This window comes from Streptantibioticus ferralitis (assembly GCF_029223525.1).
Lineage (GTDB): Bacteria > Actinomycetota > Actinomycetes > Streptomycetales > Streptomycetaceae > Streptantibioticus_A > Streptantibioticus_A ferralitis.
Map to the genome: position 1 here is coordinate 14,090 of NZ_JARHTQ010000048.1, position 18,183 is coordinate 32,272.

Below are 18,183 nucleotides of genomic sequence, written 5' to 3' on the forward strand. Positions count from 1 at the left end.
CTGCCTTACCAGCACAGCCCGCGAGCAGCACGCTTGTTACTACGCACAGTGCCGCAACAGAGGCGGCGGTACGCCTGCCAGGCATCATGAATCCCCGCCATCCACCGAGACGTCACGAAGGGCTATGAACCTATCACCGTGGGTCACATTTCACCGTGCCCGCCTCACCCGTTTGCCGGAAAGCGCACGCTTCAGACGTCAGGCATGAGCCCGGCACAGGACTGACTATGGGGACGGTCCAACGCTGAACAGGGCGAGCCGACCGCTCGCGGGATGCCCGCGTCGGAGGCCTGGTGGGCGGAATCCAGCGCAGGGTGAGGAGGGGGCCGGGCCCCAAAGACGGTGGGGAGCCGGGTATTGAGGCGGCCGGGTGGTATCAGCCTTCGATGTTTCGTCAGAGGGTGGGGAGAAGTCCTCCGTCGACCGAGATGGTGATTCCGGTGAGGTAGGAGGCGCGCGGGGAAGCGAGGAAGGCGATCAGCTCTGCGGCTTCTTCGGGCTGTCCGGGGCGGCCGAGCGGGGCGGCGAGGCGCTGGTGGAACTCCTTGCGGATGGCGTCCAGGTCGCGCCCGGTGCGTTCTGCCGCCTGCCGCAGGCTTGCTTCGACGGCGTCGCCCTCAATGACTCCCGGCATGACCGCAGTGACGCGCACGCCGCGCGGACCACAGGCGAGCGCGAGGCTCTTGCTGTAGGCGTTCAGGGCGGCCTTGGCGGCGGCGTAAGGGGCACCGTTGGGCTGCGGGTAGCGGGCAGCGTTCGATGACACGTGGACGACCGCACCATGACCCTGCGCCGTCATGTGCGGGACGAGGGCGCGGTCGAGGCGGACGACGGACAGCAGGTTGGCTTCGAGGTTGGCCTGCCAGTCGCCGTCGGTCGCGGCAAGGACGCCGTCGGGGACCTGGGTGTTGCGTCCGGCGTTGTCGACGAGCACGTCGATGCCTCCCAGATGGTCGAGTGCTGCCGCTGCCGCCTGCTCGATCCCGCCGGGGACGGTCAGATCAGCGGTCACCAGGTGCACTCCGGTGGGGACCGCGGCCTGGTTTCGGGCAACTGCGACCACGCGCGCGCCGGCCGCAGCCAGACGGCGCACGGTGGCCGCGCCGATGCCACGGGTTCCTCCGGTGACTACGGCGCGCGCCCCACGCAGACCCAGATCCGCGCTCGGATCGGGCAGCAGGGTGGGATGGACAGGCGGCATGGTGCTCCTTGGGTGACGGGTGGCCGTGCGTAGGCGGATGGGGACCGCGGCCAACAATCATTCGCATGAATGAATCGTTTAGCAAGCTACACGATAGCGTGGGGTAAAGTGAACGGGTGACCTCGGCTACCTCCCCCGCTTCCAGCCCGGCGCTGCTCGACGAGCACCGCAACAGCCCCGGCCTCATGCTCGCCCTGCTCGGGCACGAGGCCATGCGTCGCCTGAGGGACGCACACACCGCCAAGGGCCTCACACCGCGGCAGTTCCACGTCCTCGGGCTGCTCCACGATCGCGGCCCGTTGGCGCAGACCGACCTGGCCTCCGAGACGGATACCGCGGCCAGCGTGCTCGTCACACAGCTCAACCCCCTGGAGGCCGACGGGTTGGTGACGCGCACGCGTGATCCCCGCGATCGGCGCCGTCACCTGGTTGTGCTGACCGAAGTGGGGCAGCAGCGGCTGCGAGCCGCGGCGGCCGCGCAGCAGGAGGTCGAAGACGACCTCTTCCGCTCACTCAGCGACTCCCAGCGCTCGCAGCTGACACAGCTCCTTGTCCTGGTGCGAGACGACCTGACCGACGGCAACGAGCACTGCGGCACCCCGACCTCCCTCGACAGGAAGACGTCGTAAAGCCCTGAATCGGGCGGCCAGGCGCCCGATTCACCCTCGGGCGCCTGGCCGGTGACGCCAGCGCCCCTGCGGCAGGCACTGGGGGAGCCGACGTGGGTGCTGTCGTTTGTCACGAATATCGAAAACGGCCCTCCCGGGACGCTGTCCGAAGTCAGGTTCTGGCTCAACTTCTGTGGTGCGCCTGCTCTCTGTAAGTGTTGATCTGGCCGTGCTGGTGCCCGGCTGGCAGACGTCTTCGGAGCGTCGGTCAGCCGCAGCACGGCTCTGCGGCTGACCGACGCGCTCCCCGAGCCGCGGCTGCGGAGCCCGCGTGTGGTCGGCGCCGATGAGTACGCGATGCGCAAGGGCCGCGTCTACGGGACCGTGCTGGTCGATGTCGAGACCCGCAGGCCGGTTTCGCCAAGACCTCCGGCGTGCGGCTGGCCCTGACGAGTACTACAGCCTCAGATCTTGTGACGGCTGATCGGTGATGTCGTTGTCTGGTCATGCTGGCCAATGTGGCGCCGGAGCATCCGGAGGGGTGGGCGGAGGAACTGGCCTCGCTCACTGGATCGCTTTCGCCACCAAACCCCAGCTGAGCATCGCCATGCTGGAGACGGCGCTCGTCCGCGGGCTGCCGTTCGCGTGGGTGGCAGCCGACGCCGACTACGGCAAAGCCCCCTCCCCGCGGGCCTTCCTCCACGCCAACGCCCTGCCCTACGTGCTGGGGGTACCGGTCACCCTGCCGGCGGGCCGGCCCGCCTGGCGAGCCGCACCGGCCCGCCGTCGAGAAGGCCGGCGATCTCCTGCACTACGCGATCGTGCGTGACCAATGGGAGCGCCGAAGCCAGGGTGAGGGCTCCAAGGGACAGCGATACTACGACTGGACCTGGTTCGAGGTGACCCTGTCGGGCCAGCGGCCCGCCGACGGCTTCGCCCACCACCTGCTCATCCGGCGGTCCACCAAGAAGAAGCAGCTCGCGGGCGGGCGCGTGGACTACGAGTACGCCTATTTCCTGGTGCACCACCGCCGCGAGTCCGCGCTGCCGGAGGCCGTGCGCCGTGCCGGAGTGCGCTGGAAGATCGAGGAGAACAACGAAGCAGCGAAGCAGATCACCGGGCTGGGGCAGTACCAGGTCCGCCGCTGGAACTCCGGGCATCGCCACGTCACCTGCGCGATGCTCGCCCTGGCCTTCCTCGCCGTCCAACGCGCCCAGCATCCCGACCCCGAAGTTGACGCCCCACCCCCAGGCACTGCCGAACAGGCGGACAATACGGGAAAAATCTGGCAGTCGAAGGAAGAGGGCGACTGCCGCTCATCCGCTTGACCGTTCCAGCCCTGGCCACCGTGCTCGCCGCAACCGCCCTGACCACCCACCATCAGCCCGAGCACCACCTCCAGCAACACCACTGGCGAGCCGTCCACCAGACCCGCGCCACCGTCAGCCACTACCGCAGACGCAGTGCCCCCCTCCCTGCCCGGCTCCGCACCTGCCGCCAGCAGGCCGAACAGAACCGGATCACCTCACCAAGATCCGATGAGGCTGTAATACAGGCCCACTGCGTCTACACACCGCGATGACTCCGCACAGCCCTCGTCACAACCTCAGGTGCCCAAGAGTCGACGACATCTCCAACAGCGGTTGCCTTCTGCTTTGTCCACAAAGACCTCACAAAGTTCATCGTTACCTTCGCAAGCACGGTATCGACAACGAAAAGGGGCGCGTGATGACCTTGACAAGAAATCGGGTTTGGCCGGTGGCACTCGCCCTGACCGTGGGACTGACCGTATCGGCATGCCAGGGGAAGAACGGCGCCCTCGGCGCTCATCCCCGCTCCTCCCCCACCGCCGCGGTCCTCGCGGCGAGCGCGTCCGCAGCGGAGCCCGGGCGCCAGACCGGAGCCGCGCCGGCGCAGTCGCAGCTCAGCAGTGTCCGCAGCGCAAGCCTGACCGTCCCGGCCAAGCCTTTCGGGCTGGTCTACGCGCGGACGGGCCACGTCGCCTTCGTCGCGTTGAAGTCGGAACTCGGGGTGCTGTCCACAAGCAGCGGCACACCCCGGCTCGTGCGGACGATCCCGCTTCCGGCCGCAAGCCTGGGGAAAGAAGGCGCCACCGGAGTCACCCTCACCCATGACGGTCGCGAGCTGCTCATTGCCGCAGGCGGCGGAGCAATCGTGGTGGACGCGGCCAAGGCCGCGTCCGGAGCACCGGGGGCCGTGCTGGGAACAGTCACCGGCACAGCCGGGACCAGCGCAATCGAGGTGACCGTCTCACCCGACGACCACTACGCCTTCGTCAGCCAAGAGTACGGAAACACCCAGACCGGCAACCGCGGCGACATCGAAGTCTTCGACCTGCACAAGGCGCTTCACAGTAGCTTCGGCCCAGACACCAGCATCGGCAGCCTGACCCTGGGCAATGCCGTAGTCGGCACCGCGATCTCCCCCAACGGGCGCTGGCTGTACGCGACCAGCGAGATCGCCCCAGGCCAGAAAGCCAAAGCAGGCGCCGGGCACGGTGACCTCAGCATCATCGACCTCGCCACCCTCGAATCCACTCCGACAAAGGCCCTGCTAGGCAGCGTTCCCGCCGGATGCGACCCCGTGCGAGTCGCCCCCTCACCGGACGGAAAGACGGTATGGGTCACCGCGCGGCAGAGCAACGCACTGCTCGCCTTCGACGCCGCCAAACTCACCACCGACCCCCAGCACGCCATGCTGACCTCCGTCCAGGTAGGCACCGCCCCAGTCGGCCTGACCTTCGTCAAGGGCAGCAACCGGATCATCACCGCCGACTCTGACCGCTTCCACGCCTCAGGCGCCACCACCGGGCTGACTGTGGTGGACACCCAAGCTGCCCTCGCTGGCAAACCGGCCAACCTCGGACGTATCCAGACCGGCGCGTTCCCCCGCGAGTTCGCCCTCAGCCCCGACGGAAAGACCCTTCTCGTCTCCGACTACGACTCAAAACAGATCCAGGCAATCGCCACCACCACGCTGCCATGACCACCCCATGTGGCACCCCGCCACGCCAACGCCAGCCACCCCCGAGCGCCGGATCAGCAGGTGGTGGGCGAAGCCGTCGGCGGGCTGCCGAACGAGCAGGCCCTCGATCAGGTCCGCGAACACCTCGCGCGGCTCCGGCCGCGCGAACAAGTTCCCCAACCCCACAGTGAGCGAGGCCAGTTCCTCCGCCCACCCCTCCAGATGCTCCGGCGCCACATTGACCAGCATGACCAGACAACGACATCACCGATCAGCCGTCACAAGATCTGAGGCTGTAGTACGAGCTCGACTATCTGGCGACGGAACTCCGGCGGGTAGACCGGGCGCGCCCCTGGTATCCCCTTAAATCCACGTTTTTATCGATTGTGATGTCGCCCTAGAACCGTCCATTTCGGACCAGTGCCACCTTAGTCGAGCGGCAGGGCGGCCCCTAGATCTATCTCAAAGGATCTTGATGGCGAGCTCGACGGTCTCAAAGGGGTTACCCTCCGTGATAGACCAGCATTCCCGGCAGAATGCCTCGTCGACGCCTTCGCCGAGCTTGTCACGTAGCAGTAGGCCCACCGCTTCCACGGTGAGCGGCGCCAGTTCGTACGGCCGTGAGCCATGCCGTTTGGCCAGTCTGCGGAAGGCCTCGGTAACGGGAGGGAGTTCATCGGGCCGATACGCTACGGCAACCAGCGGGGGCAGCTCCTCGGCACGGGCTGTGAATCCGGTGAGCCACTCCAAGGACTCGCTATCGGCCCAATGCGCGTCATCGACGATCAACACTACCGGCGCCCGTCGCACGGCAATGTCGGTAACGACCCAGTCCAGGCCGTCGATCACGCCCTGGTGATCCGGTGACAGGCCCGCATCCGGCGAAACCAAGCCGAGCGCCGGGCCAACTACATTGGCCCAACTGCCCAGTACCCTCGCGCGCTCTTCCTCGCTCAGCGAGGCGAACAGGGGCTGAAGGAGTTGCCGTACGACGTGGAACGCGACTCGCTGTTCCCGCTCGCCGCCGCGCGCCCACAGCACGATGCACCCATGGACCGCCGCCCGCCTGCGTGCCTGCGCAAGAAGAGTTGTCTTGCCCATGCCTGCCTGCCCGACATAGGCCAGAAAGCCGCCGTCTCGTGACCCCTATCGTTCGCCCCGCGGTCCGCACAACTCCACCAACCCGGCGTCCAGCGCGATCAGTGCAGCCTGCCGTTCGAGTAGCCGCTCATCGAGGCTATTGCTCTGCCGCAGCGTGCCAACCATCTCTCGCACCCCCTCCGTTGGCCATATACCCACCGGATATGCTCAATTGCGGCCTGCTTAGCGAACCAGACAGGGACAGCACGCGGGGCGGCTATGTCGCAGTGTCATCCATACGGGTTACCCCAGTCGCGTGATCTCTCACACCGGAGGCGATGCTGTCGAACTGAGCATCGTGGTCAGGGAAGTTGACTGCCGCCCGCGCTGTGCGTGCGATACGGCCTGTGGGTGCCGGAAAGTCCATCCGCGCGGATGAGCTGCGTGGAGGCGAACGCGGCGCGAAGCTGCGGTCTGCGGTCTGCGGTCTGCGGCATGATGATCGCTCGTGCTGCTGCGTCTGGCCTGCCTGACGGTGACGAACGCCTTCGTCACGCTTCGGCTGCTGCCGATGGGCGATCGGGACAAGGACGTGGCAATTGGTCCGCCGAGTTCCACGATCAGCTCGGCGGCGGCCCGTGCGGACCGGGTGTCGTTCCACAGCAGGGCGTCGCGCACCGGATGCCCCGTGTCGTCGACGGCGACCATGCCGTGCTGCTGCCCGGCGACGGAGGCCGCGTCATCGTGTTCGAGCACGTCCTTCCCGGCTTCGCACAGCGCCTGCCACCATGCCTCGGGATCCACTTCGGTGCCCTCGGAGTGGGTGGCCCTGGTGCGGTGCGGAACCTTTCCGGTGTCGGCGTCGCAGACGACGATCTTGCAGGACTGGGTGGAGGAGTCGATTCCGGCCACGGTCGGCATGGCGGGTGTTCGCTTCCTACGGTGCGGGGCCGGGTCAGCCGGTCGGCCGGATCTGGATCTTCCGGCCGGAGCCCTCGCGGAACGTCTGCAGTGCCTCGGCGAATTCGTCCAGGCCGAAGCTGTGCGTGATCATGGTTTCGGCGTCGATGACCCCCTTCGCCATAAGGTCCACTGCCCGGCCGAAACTGTGCAGTACGGCCATGGATCCGACGATGGTGATCTCGTCGTTGTACACCTTGAACGGGGAGAAGCTGGCTTTGGCGGCGCTGGGGGCGACGCCGAACTGCTGGAAGGTGCCGCCGCGCCGGACCCGGGTGAGCGCGTCCTCGATGGCGGGGATCACTCCGGTGCAGTCGATGACGGTCTCCCAACCTTGCGTGCGGTCGAAGGTGTCCGCGCTGGTGGCGGTGGCGTCGGCGCCGAGTCGTGCGGCGATCTTGAGCCGGTCCTCGTTGACGTCGACGACGGACAGTGACGCGGCGCACGCCGCCTTGGCGAGTTGGAGCATCATCAGGCCCATGGTGCCCGCGCCGTAGATCAGGTAGTGGTCCCCGAGGCGGCGGGGCAGGACGTCGAAGCCACGAACCGCGCAGGACAGCGGCTCGATCAGGGCCCCTTGGGTGACGTCCAGGCCGTCTGGGAGCCGGTAGCAGTTCGCGGCCGGGACGGCGACATACTCGGCCATCGCACCGTCCACGGTGTCTCCGATGGCGCCCCAGTGCTCGCACAGGTTGCCGTGTCCGATGGTGCAGTAGTGGCAGGCGCCGCAGAACAGCGAGGGATCGACGGCGACGTTGTCTCCGGTGTGCAGGCCCGTGACGCCTTCGCCGAGCGCGACCACCTCTCCGGTGAATTCATGGCCGGGGATGATCGGGTAGGGCGTGGGGGCGAACTCGCCCTGGACGATGTGCACATCGGTACCGCAGATGCCCACCGCGGCGGGAGCGACCACCACTTGGCCGGGGCCGGGGGCAGGGTCGGCGACCGTGGTGACGCCGAAGTGTCCAGGGGTTTCGATGACCAGGGCGCGCATGGGACAGATTCCCTTCTCAGTGATGGCGGTTGGCCAGGCGGCGGGCACGGCGGTGGGCGGCGGGCGCGGACGGAAGGTGGCTCACTCGCGGAGGTCGACCGTACGCACCTCGACCCCGAGGTCCGCGATGCTCCGCACCTCGTCGGCGGGAGCGGCGGAGTCGGTGACCAGTAGGTCGTAGCCGCTCACATCGCCGTACGCGTAGGTGGCGGTGCGGCCGAACTTGCTGTGGTCGACGGCGAGGACAATGCGTTCGGCCGCCCGCACGTACGCCTCCTTGTTGTCGGCGTACTCGCGGATGGGGTGGAACAGGTGCCCCTCGCTGATGGAGGTGGCAGTGAGGAAGGCGATGTCGGCACGTACGCGTTCCAGCTGCCGTAGTGTCTCCGGTCCCGCGCAGGACTCGAAGTCCGGGTAGTAGCGGTCACCCAGCAGCGTCACCTGCACGTCCGACCCGCTCAGCAGGTACGCCACGCGCAGCGAGTTGGTGATCAACCGCAGCCCCTCGACGTCGCGGAGGCGGCGGACGAGCGGGAAGAGGGTGGAGCCGCAGTCGACCAGCACCGTACTGCCGGGGGTGACCTGGTCGGCGAGCGCCTCGGCCATGGCCTCCTTGATCGCCATGTTGGAGTGCTCGCGGAAGCGCAGCGCGCTCTCCACGGTGACGGTGGGGAAGGCCGAGGCCACCCCGCGTCGTTTGCGCAGCAGCTGCCGTTCCTGGAGGTTGTCCAGGTCGCGGTGCATGGTCATCAGGCTCACACCGAGGCGTTCGGCGAGATCGCTGATCCGGATCTCGCCCTCGGCCGTCACCTGGCGCAGAACCAGCTGACGGCGCTCTTCCACTTCGGCCTCTGACCCCCGGCTGGGTCTCATGCCGTACCCCCTCGCTCTGCTGTGCGGCCCGCGCCGCACGACAATCATCACACACTCTCTGAGAAGTCATTGCAATTATCCGAGATGCACTTCAAGATGCTGACCATCAGGCCGCCAGCTGTCCGAGGGCGGGACGACCCTCGGTGCCGCGGCTGTCAGGAGGTCTCCGCTTACCCCCCGACCAGCGCGCGATCGGTCGCGCGCATGACCTTCCCCATCCCCATGCGGTCCCCGGTAGGGGGCGGCAGCAAGGAGACAAGGATGCGAATCCGACAAGCAGGGCGACGTGCCGTGGCCGCGGTCGCGTCGATCGCCGCTGTGCTGCTGTCGGCCACGGCGTGCGCGGGAGCCGGCGCGACGGGCGGCGGCTCCTCGGGCACCACGATCACCGTGGCGATCGTCGCCAACCCGCAGATGCAGGACATGGAGACACTGACCTCGTCCTTCGAGCACTCCCACCCGGGCGTCCACGTCCACTACGTCACCCTCCCGGAGAACGAGGCGCGGCAGAAGATCACCGAGTCGGTGGCCACCGGCAGCCGCGAGTTCGACGTCGTGATGATCAGCAACTACGAGACGCCGATGTGGGCGCGCAACGGCTGGCTGGTCGACCTCCAGCCGTATGCCGACCGCACACCGGGCTACGGCCCGAACGACTTCATCCGCCCCGTCCGCGCGTCCCTGTCCTCCCACGGCGACCTGTACTCGGTGCCCTTCTACGGCGAGTCGTCGTTCCTGATGTACCGCAAGGACGTCTTCGCGGCCCACCACCTGACCATGCCCGCCCATCCGACCTGGACCCAAGTGGCCGCTCTGGCAGACAAGTTGAACGACCCGGCCCACCACATGGCCGGAATCTGCCTGCGCGGCGACCCCGGCTGGGGCGAGAACCTGGCTCCGCTGAACACCGTGATCAACACCTTCGGCGGCCGCTGGTACGACCCGCAGTGGAACGCCCAGCTCACCTCACCCGCCGTGCAGAAGGCCGTCGGCTTCTACACCGACCTGCTGCGCCGCGACGGCGAACCAGGCGCACCCACCGCCGGTTTCACCGAGTGCGGTACGGACATGGCACAGGGCACCGCGGCCATGTGGTACGACGCCACCTCGGCGGCCGGGTCACTGGAAGACCCCACCAGCAGCAGGGTCGTCGGCAAGATCGGATACGTGGCCGCCCCGGTCGACGAGACGGCGTCCTCGGGCTGGCTGTACTCCTGGTCGCTGGGCATCCCGAAGACCAGCCCGCACCAGCAGGCCGCCTGGCAGTTCATGTCCTGGGCGACCTCCAAGGACTACATCAAGCTGGTCGGCGAAAAGCTGGGCTGGTCGCGGGTGCCGCCGGGCAGCCGGAACTCCACTTACCAGATCCCGCAGTACCAGAAGGCAGCCGCCGCCTTCGCCGGACCGACCCTGCAGGCCATCAGCAGCACCGACCCCGCGCACTCCACGGTGGAACCCGTTCCGTACACCGGCGTGCAGTTCCTCGACATCCCCGAGTTCGAGGATCTCGGCACCCGTGTCAGTCAGCAGATCACCGCCGCCATCGCCGGACAGCAATCGGTCCACGCCGCACTGGCGCAGTCCCAGCAGTACGCCCAGACCGTCGGCCGTACGTACCAGCACCCCTGACCGGCCCATCCACCACCAGAAGGGAGGCGTCATGGCGACCTTCGCCCCACCCCGTCCCGGGCCGATGACGCCCGGAGCGCGACCGCCCGCAGCGGCGCGCCGCGAGGCATGGCAGCGCCGCCTGCCGCTGACACCGGCACTGCTATTCATGATCTTCGTTACGCAGATCCCGTTCGTGTTCACGGTGATCTTCTCGTTCCAGTCCTGGAACCTGGTACGCCCCGGATCCCAGCACTGGGTGGGCCTGGGGAACTATGCGAACGTCTTCACTGACAGCGCGTTCCGCGGCGCGCTGTTCACGGAGATCGAGATGACCGTGCTCGCCGTCGCGATCTCCATGGTGCTCGGCATCGGCCTCGCTGTGCTGCTGGACCGCAAGTTCCCCGGCCGGGGCATCGTGCGCACCCTGCTGATCGCGCCATTCCTGGTCATGCCGACGGTGGCCGGGCTGTTGTGGAAGACCACGATGCTCGACCCGGTCTACGGCATCGTCAACTACCTGCTTCGACTGGTCGGGGTCGCGCCCGTCGACTTCGTCAGCCGCTTCCCGATGGCCTCGATCGTCACCGTGCTGGTGTGGCAGTGGACGCCGTTCATGATGCTGATCGTGCTGGCCGGGCTGCAGAGCCAGTCGGGCGAGGTACTGGAGGCCGCACGCGTCGACGGAGCCGGACCTTGGACGACATTCCGCGCGATCACCGTGCCGCACCTGAGGCCATACATCGAACTGGGCGGGCTGCTCGGTGCCATCTACCTGGTCAACACCTTCGACGTCATCTTCATGACGACGCAGGGCGGTCCAGGGACGGCCACCACCAATCTGCCGTACTACCTCTACCAGCGTGCGTTCCTCGGCTTCGACGTCGGGCAGGCATCCGCACTCGGCGTGGTCACCGTCATCGGCACCATCGCCGTCGCCTCGGTCGCACTGCGCATGCTGTTCACGGTGTTCTCCACGACCGAAGGGAGGGCGTGATGACCACCGCCGCCCCCGCCTCGCCTGCCGACACGACAACCCCGCGTACCGCGGTACGCGGCCCACTACGACACCTGTTGCGTACGGCTTCCTGGACCGCGGGCGCGTGGCTGGCCGGGTTGGTGTTCTTCTTCCCCGTGCTGTGGATGGTGCTCACGGCGTTCAAGCAGGAGTCCGACGCCTACACGACCACCCCGCACATCGTGTTCTCGCCGACACTGAGCCAGTTCAAGGCGGTGTTCGACAGCGGTATCGGTCCGTACCTGGCCAACTCGGCCCTGGCGACCGTGCTTTCCACGATCCTGGTGCTGGCGTTGGGCATCCCGGCGGCCTATGCCTTGTCGATCAGATCCGTCCGCAAGTGGCGGGACGCGCTGTTCTTCTTCATCTCCACGAAGATGCTGCCGGTGGTCGCGGCGATCATCCCGATCTACCTCGCGGTGCGCGACCTCGGCGCGCTGGACAACGTCGGCACCCTGATCGTGCTGTACACCGCGATGAACCTGCCGATCGCGGTGTGGATGCTGCGCTCGTTCTTCCTGGAGGTCCCCCGCGAGGTCCTGGAGGCCGCCCGGGTGGACGGGGTCACACTCCGCCAGGAGATCACCCGGATCATGCTGCCCATCGTCGCTCCGGGCATCGCGGCCACCGCGCTGATCTGCGTGATCTTCTCCTGGAACGAGTTCTTCTTCGCGCTCAACCTGACGTCGGTGCGGGCGGCGACCATGCCGGTCTTCCTAGTCGGCTTCATGACCAGCGAGGGCCTGTACTGGGCGAAGCTCGCCGCCGCCGCCACCTTGGCCTGCCTGCCCGTGCTTCTGGCCGGCTGGATCGCCCAGAAGCAACTCGTCCGCGGCCTGTCGATGGGCGCGGTGAAGTAGTGCCCTGCTGTCTCGTGTCCCGATGGCCCCATTGGAAAGAAGAAGAGTGAGGAAACATGGCTGAGGTTCGGTACGAGCAGGCATCACGGATCTACCCGGGGACACCGCCCGTGATGGCGGTGGACCGGCTGGATCTGGCAATCGCCGACGGCGAGTTCCTGGTACTCGTCGGCCCTTCGGGATCGGGGAAGACCACCGCGCTGCGCATGCTCGCCGGTCTGGAAGAAATCGATTCCGGCCGCATATCGATCGGCGACCGCGACGTGACCCACGCACCGCCGAAGGAGCGGGACATCGCGATGGTCTTCCAGTCGTACGCGCTGTACCCGCACATGACCGTGGCGCAGAACATGGGCTTCGCACTGAATCTTCGTGGCGTGTCCAAGGAAACGATCGCCGAGAAGGTGACCGAGGCCGCGCGGTTGCTGGACCTGGACAAGTACCTCGACCGCAAACCCAAGGCGCTCTCGGGCGGGCAGCGCCAGCGGGTGGCCATGGGCCGGGCGATCGTAAGGGAACCCTCGGTATTCCTCATGGACGAGCCGCTGTCCAACCTGGACGCGAAGCTGCGCGTGGAAACCCGCGCAAACATCGCGGCCCTTCAGGCACGACTCGGCACCACGACCGTCTACGTCACCCACGACCAGGTCGAAGCGATGACCATGGGCCACCGGGTCGCCGTGCTCAAGGACGGAGTCCTGCAACAGTGCGACACCCCCCGAACCCTGTACGAGCGGCCCGCGAACGCCTTCGTCGCCGGCTTCATCGGCTCGCCCGCGATGAACCTGCACACCGTGCCCGTGAGCGAGAACGGGGCACAACTGGGCGAACTGACCCTCCCGCTGCCGCGCGCCACCACGGCAAACCTCACCGAGGTCACCCTCGGAATCCGCCCGGAGACGCTGCGGCTGGTCGGCCCGGAGGAGGCCGGCTTCAAGCTCGCCGTCGAACTCGTGGAGGAACTCGGTGCCGACGCCTATCTGCATGGCAGGGCGCACCTCGGTGACTCGGACCAACGGTTCGTTCTCCGCGTCGATGGCCGCACCCCGCCGACCATCGGGCAGACCGTCAACGCCGGGCTCCGCGACACGGGCGAAATCCACCTCTTCCACCCCGGCACGGGCGAACGGCTGGACTGAACGTTCCCGAATTGTTGCGCACGGTCACCAACAATGTGGGCTATCTGCTCATTTGGGCGCCATGCGCTCATTTCTTGAAAAAGTCCCACCGAAGACCCCCCGACCTATTGACTTCGCCCAGCATCGAGCTCTAATGGAAGAGCAAGTGAACATATGAGTTGCAATTGCTCGTTTGAGTACAAGTTGCAGCGCGGGATGTCCGAGCCTTCTGTCGTCCATGACGTGCACGGCCCTTGATCCCTCGCATTGCAGCAGGAACCCCGCCTTGAGGACGCGGCAGCCTCGAAGTGGATCGCGGATTTTCTTGAAGGGTCAAGGAAATGACTGCTGTGGCCGAATGCGCCGTGCCCCCTCATACCGAAGTCGCCTCCGCCTCGCTCGAATTGCAAGCGGTTCTGCCCGCCGCGCGGCAGGCGCGGACCTTCACCAGGGAGTGCCTGCACCTGTGGGACGAGGGTGAGGAACTCATCGAGGCCGCTGTGCTGATCGTCTGCGAGCTGGCCACAAACGCCATCCGCCACGGCGCGGCGCTGTTGCTGGCCGAACGCGGGCGAGGGCGGGAGCCGGACTCGATGATCACTCTCACACTGGCGCTGCAGCCTGATGTGCTGCACATCGAGATGCGTGACGGATCAGAGGTCCTGCCCGTACAGCGCGCGGCCGGACATGGAGACGACTGCGGACGCGGGCTAATGATCATCGCGGCACTTGCCGAGTCCTGGACCTCCGGGAGGGATCCAGGCGGCGGCAAATGGGTTCGGGCCCGGCTGCCGCGCACGACCGGCGCCCACGCGGTCTGACGTGTTCGTCATGAGTCTGAGGTGTTCATCATGAGTACCCGGGATAAGGCGAGGGCTGGAGCCCGCCCGCACCACGCGGGCCCGGAAGAGCTTGTGCAGACGGCCGCCATGGCCCGGAGGTTCTATCTCGATGGCAAATCCAAGATCGAGATTGCCGAGGAGTTCGGTATCAGCCGCTTCAAGGTGGCCCGGACGCTGGAGACCGCCATCCGCGACGGCTTGATCCGGCTGGAGATCCGGCTGCCCCCTGAACTGGACGCCGAACGGTCCGACGCCCTGCGTACCCGGTACGGCCTGAGCCACGCCATCGTGTTCACCTCCCAAGTACAAGACCCAGGCGGTGCAGCGCTGGTAACCCGCCGCCTCGGCGCCGTAGCAGCGGGCCTGCTTGCCGAGATCGTGACGGAGGACGACGTCCTCGGGCTCATCTGGGGCCCCGAGATCGAGGCGCTCGGCCCGGAACTGACCACCCTGGCCCGGTGCACCGTCGTGCAACTGTGCGGGGTGACCCCGCTGCGGCCGGTCGATGCGAACGCCGTAGAAGCGGTGCGCCGAGCCGCGGCGGTATCGAGAGGCGTCGCCTACCCCATCTACGCACCGCTGCTGCTGCCTGACGGCGCGACAGCCCGGATGCTGCGGCGGCAACCCGGCATCGTCGAAGCGGTCGGCCGGTTCAGCCAGGTCACCAAGGCAGTCATCACGGTCGGCGCCTGGGGTCCGGAGCTGTCCACCATTTACGACGCACTCAGCGACGCGGAGCGTGAGAACTACCGGAGCCAGGGAGCGTGCGCCGAGGTGTCCGGTCACCTGCTCGACGGGGAGGGCCGGATCGTCGCCCCGGAACTGACCGAACGGATCATCGCCATCAGCTTCGAGGAACTGCGCCGCGTGCCCGACGTGATTCTCCTGGCCGATGGCTCCCAGCGGGCCGCCGCCACCGCGGCAGCTCTGAAGACCGGCCTGTTCAACGGCATCGTCACGGACACGGGCGTGGCCGAGTACCTGCTCGCATGATGCTCCGCGTGGGTTGACCGACGAGCGACAGCGCGGCCTTCAAGGGCAGCGGGACCTTGCTCCACCGGGTCGCACGGAGCACCGGCAGACGCTACACCCGCCGCATCCACATCGACCGTGCTGCTGCGACTGGCTTGCCTGGGCGTGACGAACACGTTTGCCATGCTGCGCTTGTTGCCGATGAGCGATCGGGACAAGGACGCAGAGATACTCGCCTTACGGCATCAGATCACTGTTCTCAAGCGCCAACCCGGCAAAGACAGGACGCGGTTCACCTCCGGCGATCGGGCGTTCACGGCAGACCCGCTGCACCGGCTGCCACGGGGCGCGCTCCGCAGAGTGCGGCTGCTGGTGGAGCAACCTGCCTTCCCGCTCGATGAATGAGCACGGCGTCCTCGTGCAGTAGCCGCAGACGGTCTCCCGGGGTGGGAAGCCGTGCGGGAGACAGCGCCAACTGCGCGCCGGTCCGATCCACGTACATATCGCGTCCATCATGGTCCGCAGGTCGCGCCCTATCGAGCGGTCGGCCGGTATCCAGGGTCCGGTCCCGACGCTCGGCCCGCCAGTCCGACGACAGCGGCTCGATCAACTCCCAGCGGGCCGCTGCAAGGTGGCTTGCGGACGGGAGGACAACCAGCGGGCCTGGTCCGGATCGAAGGCACGCATGTCCATGGGCGTCGTCAGGGACGGCCCGGGTAGGGGCGCCACCTTGAGCCCTCAAGAGACGCCCCCGCAGGCTGGTGGTGGAGTCCGCACCTCGCGGGCATCCGGAAAGCGCCGTGGATCACAGTCGGATGGCGTCGGGGGCGGGTGCGGTCAGGATCCCGTTGAGGAGGACCTGGAAGATCCAGGTACGGCGTTCGCCCGGGGCGCCGGTGAACAGATCGTCACCTGTCGCCGCCAGGTGCGGGTAGCGCTCGGGCGAAGCCGAGCGCAGGGCCTCGGTGAAGGCCGTCCAGTCCTCTTGCGCATCCGGTGCCTGGCGCCGGCTTCCGTGCTCGGCGGCAGCCGTGGTGGCGAACTGCAGGAGGAGGTCGACGGCCCAGCCGGCGCGTTCGCCGTCGATGCCGCCGGACTTCAGAAGCGTCAGCAGCCCTTCGAGCAGGGCGAGGTAGTGTTCTCCCCTTGGCCGCGCGACCAGGGCGGAGCGAGCCAGGCTCGGGTACTCGTACAGGACCTGGATGTAGGACGTGAGGATGTCGATGAGACGCTCACGCCAGGGCCCGTGATCCGCCACGGGGCCGAGGTCCACTTTGCCAAGCAGTTCGTCGAGCACGGCAGCGTGCAGTTCGGCCGTGTTGCGGAAGTACACGTACAGCGAGGCCGGTCCGGTGTCGAGTTCCTGGGCCAGGCGGCGCATCGTCACCCGCTCCAGTCCCTCGCTCTCCACGAGCGCGACCGAGGTCGCGACTATCCCGGCGCGGCTCAGGGCGGGCTTGGCGCGGCGCTCTCGGCGGCTCTGCGGAGCCTCACTGGGTGCTGCCATACGAGCAGCCTAACGAACACGTTCGCGGGTGACCAAGCCGTCCGATGGCTCACCAGGACGGCAGCTAGGCGCTCCGCCCTGGCCCAGCACCATCTGGAGCTGACGTATGCGCCCCCATCCAGTGCGCGAGAAGAGCCCAAGCGAGCATTTCCCCGCTGAACGAACTTGTTCGTGCCGAACATGTTCGTTATGCTCGCCACACCAGCACCCGCCCCGGGGTTATAACGCCGCGATCTGCAGCAGCCAAGCACAGTCGGGCGAGCCTCGATCAAGCGCACTCAGGATGCGCGTCGACTTCCAGGAGGGGTCAATGTCCACTTTCATCACGAATGTTCGACTCTTTGATGGCGAACATGTTCGTTCGGAGCAGACGGTGGGAATCGAGGGAACCAAGATTGTTTCCCTCGGGCAGAATCCCCCCAGCGGGGCGGAGGTCGTCGATGGCCGGGGCGGGACGCTGCTGCCGGGCCTGATCGACGGTCATGTCCACACGTCACTTGACGGGCTTCGGCTCGCGCGCGTCTTCGGTGTGACCACGGAGCTGGAGATGCAGGGCTACTGGACGCCGCAGCAACGCAAGGAGATCAACGAGAACGACGACATCGCCGACGTGCGCTCGGCCCTGCTGGCCCTGATGGCGAAGGACGGCCACCCCCACGAGCTGATCGCCGAACTGGACGAGCACCGGCCCGGCGGGGGTGGCTGGACACCGCCGTCGGTCTCGACCCCTGATGAGGCGGTGGCCCACGTCCAGGCCATGGCCGCCCAGGGGGCCGACTACATAAAGGTCATGATCGAAGAAGGCACCGTGATGGGCCACCCCGGGTTGCCCCTGATCAGCACGGAGGCGCTCAAGGCCGGCGTGGCGGAGGCGCATCGGCTGGGGAAGAAGGTGATCGCTCACGCGATGACGCTGGCTGCCACCGAGCAGGCCGTCGAGGTCGGAGTGGACGGCCTCGCGCACCTGTTCATCGACCGGGCGCACACCGAGGAGATCGTCACGGCGATCGCCGACGCCGGCATCTTCGTCACCCCGTGCTTGGTGATCAGCTCTTCCGTCATGGGAGCCACCGGCCAGGGACTGGCCGACGACCCGAGGGTGGGCCCCAAACTGCCGCAGCAGTGGCTTGCCACGCTGCGCGGCACGTTCAACAAGTACCCGGACGGCATTCTGAACCAGGTGCTGGCGAGCGTGGCCGCCCTGCACAGCGCAGGCGTCGACATCATCGCCGGTACCGACGCCTCCATCCCCGTCCCCGCCCACGGCGGGGTGGTGCACGGCGCGAGCGTGCACCACGAGCTGCAACTCCTGGTCGAGGCCGGGCTGACGCCCCTGGAAGCGCTGCGCGCTGCCACCTCCGTCCCGGCGCGGCGTTTCGGCCTGGACGACCGTGGCCGGATCGCTCCGGGGGCGCGGGCCGACCTCGTTCTGGTGGACGGTGACCCGACGACCCGCGTCCAGGACAGCTTGTCCATTCGTGCGATCTGGCGCCGTGGGGCCGTCTCCACCGACTAGCCGTATCCGCCCACTCGCCCTCCAGGCGGCCCACGTCGCAT

General features: G+C 67.4%; 18 protein-coding genes and 3 pseudogenes. 14 read left to right on the forward strand and 7 right to left on the reverse strand.

The window, feature by feature from the left end:
- Positions 1-394: 394 nt before the first annotated feature.
- On the reverse strand, positions 395-1,201 hold the full coding sequence (locus P2L57_RS37050) for an oxidoreductase (RefSeq protein WP_275822425.1): 807 nt from the start codon (positions 1,199-1,201) through the stop codon (positions 395-397).
- 116 nt (positions 1,202-1,317) lie between these two features.
- On the opposite strand from P2L57_RS37050, the gene P2L57_RS37055 reads away from it, so the two are divergent.
- From P2L57_RS37055 to P2L57_RS37075, 6 genes and pseudogenes are all read left to right on the forward strand, one after another.
- Positions 1,318-1,830 (forward strand): MarR family winged helix-turn-helix transcriptional regulator, encoded by a 513-nt coding sequence (locus P2L57_RS37055; protein ID WP_275822427.1) that lies wholly within the window; start codon positions 1,318-1,320, stop codon positions 1,828-1,830.
- Positions 1,831-2,031: 201 nt separating this feature from the next.
- Positions 2,032-2,238: pseudogene (locus tag P2L57_RS41215) on the forward strand (ISL3 family transposase); the annotation flags it as partial.
- Between the two features lie 112 nt (positions 2,239-2,350).
- On the forward strand, positions 2,351-2,638 hold the full coding sequence (locus P2L57_RS37060; RefSeq protein ID WP_275822429.1) for a transposase: 288 nt from the start codon (positions 2,351-2,353) through the stop codon (positions 2,636-2,638).
- A gap of 226 nt (positions 2,639-2,864) precedes the next feature.
- Positions 2,865-3,020: pseudogene (locus P2L57_RS41220) on the forward strand (IS701 family transposase); the annotation flags it as partial.
- A 113-nt stretch (positions 3,021-3,133) separates the two neighbouring features.
- The gene (locus P2L57_RS37070) at positions 3,134-3,391 is read left to right on the forward strand and encodes a hypothetical protein (protein WP_275822433.1); all 258 of its coding nucleotides are present in this window, start codon (positions 3,134-3,136) and stop codon (positions 3,389-3,391) included.
- Positions 3,392-3,567: 176 nt separating this feature from the next.
- Positions 3,568-4,815, forward strand: a complete 1,248-nt coding sequence (locus P2L57_RS37075) for a YncE family protein (protein WP_275822435.1) — start codon at positions 3,568-3,570, stop codon at positions 4,813-4,815.
- A gap of 93 nt (positions 4,816-4,908) precedes the next feature.
- Here the strand turns inward: P2L57_RS37075 and P2L57_RS41225 are convergent.
- The 5 genes and pseudogenes from P2L57_RS41225 to P2L57_RS37100 all read right to left on the reverse strand — a co-directional run.
- A pseudogene (locus tag P2L57_RS41225) lies at positions 4,909-5,043 on the reverse strand (IS701 family transposase); the annotation flags it as partial.
- A 213-nt stretch (positions 5,044-5,256) separates the two neighbouring features.
- On the reverse strand, positions 5,257-5,919 hold the full coding sequence (locus P2L57_RS37085) for an AAA family ATPase (protein WP_275822487.1): 663 nt from the start codon (positions 5,917-5,919) through the stop codon (positions 5,257-5,259).
- Positions 5,920-6,198: 279 nt separating this feature from the next.
- The gene (locus P2L57_RS37090; protein WP_275822439.1) at positions 6,199-6,795 is read right to left on the reverse strand and encodes an FGGY family carbohydrate kinase; all 597 of its coding nucleotides are present in this window, start codon (positions 6,793-6,795) and stop codon (positions 6,199-6,201) included.
- Between the two features lie 34 nt (positions 6,796-6,829).
- Positions 6,830-7,828 carry a zinc-dependent alcohol dehydrogenase family protein gene (locus tag P2L57_RS37095; RefSeq protein WP_275822441.1) on the reverse strand — a complete coding sequence of 333 codons (999 nt, stop codon included), beginning with the start codon at positions 7,826-7,828 and terminating at the stop codon, positions 6,830-6,832.
- A gap of 81 nt (positions 7,829-7,909) precedes the next feature.
- Positions 7,910-8,701, reverse strand: a complete 792-nt coding sequence (locus P2L57_RS37100; protein ID WP_275822443.1) for a DeoR/GlpR family DNA-binding transcription regulator — start codon at positions 8,699-8,701, stop codon at positions 7,910-7,912.
- A gap of 261 nt (positions 8,702-8,962) precedes the next feature.
- Here P2L57_RS37100 and P2L57_RS37105 point away from each other — a divergent pair, with 261 nt between their 5' ends.
- The 7 genes from P2L57_RS37105 (at position 8,963) to P2L57_RS37135 (ending at position 15,524) form a co-directional block, all read left to right on the forward strand.
- Positions 8,963-10,330, forward strand: a complete 1,368-nt coding sequence (locus P2L57_RS37105; RefSeq protein WP_275822444.1) for an ABC transporter substrate-binding protein — start codon at positions 8,963-8,965, stop codon at positions 10,328-10,330.
- A 31-nt stretch (positions 10,331-10,361) separates the two neighbouring features.
- The gene (locus P2L57_RS37110; protein ID WP_275822446.1) at positions 10,362-11,306 is read left to right on the forward strand and encodes a carbohydrate ABC transporter permease; all 945 of its coding nucleotides are present in this window, start codon (positions 10,362-10,364) and stop codon (positions 11,304-11,306) included.
- Complete coding sequence (locus P2L57_RS37115) at positions 11,306-12,187, forward strand: carbohydrate ABC transporter permease (RefSeq protein WP_275822448.1); 882 nt, start codon at positions 11,306-11,308, stop codon at positions 12,185-12,187. Before P2L57_RS37110 ends, P2L57_RS37115 begins: the two co-directional genes overlap by 1 nt.
- 56 nt (positions 12,188-12,243) lie before the next feature.
- On the forward strand, positions 12,244-13,326 hold the full coding sequence (locus P2L57_RS37120) for an ABC transporter ATP-binding protein (RefSeq protein WP_275822450.1): 1,083 nt from the start codon (positions 12,244-12,246) through the stop codon (positions 13,324-13,326).
- 320 nt (positions 13,327-13,646) lie between these two features.
- Positions 13,647-14,126, forward strand: coding sequence for an ATP-binding protein (locus tag P2L57_RS37125; RefSeq protein ID WP_275822452.1), 480 nt, complete (start codon positions 13,647-13,649; stop codon positions 14,124-14,126).
- 30 nt (positions 14,127-14,156) lie between these two features.
- Complete coding sequence (locus P2L57_RS37130) at positions 14,157-15,140, forward strand: sugar-binding transcriptional regulator (RefSeq protein ID WP_275822454.1); 984 nt, start codon at positions 14,157-14,159, stop codon at positions 15,138-15,140.
- A gap of 117 nt (positions 15,141-15,257) precedes the next feature.
- Positions 15,258-15,524: a hypothetical protein gene (locus P2L57_RS37135; protein ID WP_275822456.1), complete on the forward strand. Its 267-nt coding sequence runs from the start codon at positions 15,258-15,260 to the stop codon at positions 15,522-15,524.
- A gap of 400 nt (positions 15,525-15,924) precedes the next feature.
- Here P2L57_RS37135 and P2L57_RS37140 read toward each other — a convergent pair whose 3' ends face one another.
- A complete protein-coding gene (locus P2L57_RS37140; RefSeq protein WP_275822458.1) occupies positions 15,925-16,626 on the reverse strand; it encodes a TetR/AcrR family transcriptional regulator in 702 nt (233 codons plus the stop codon).
- 310 nt (positions 16,627-16,936) lie between these two features.
- On the opposite strand from P2L57_RS37140, the gene P2L57_RS37145 reads away from it, so the two are divergent.
- The gene (locus tag P2L57_RS37145) at positions 16,937-18,142 is read left to right on the forward strand and encodes an amidohydrolase family protein (protein WP_275822460.1); all 1,206 of its coding nucleotides are present in this window, start codon (positions 16,937-16,939) and stop codon (positions 18,140-18,142) included.
- Positions 18,143-18,183 lie beyond the last annotated feature (41 nt).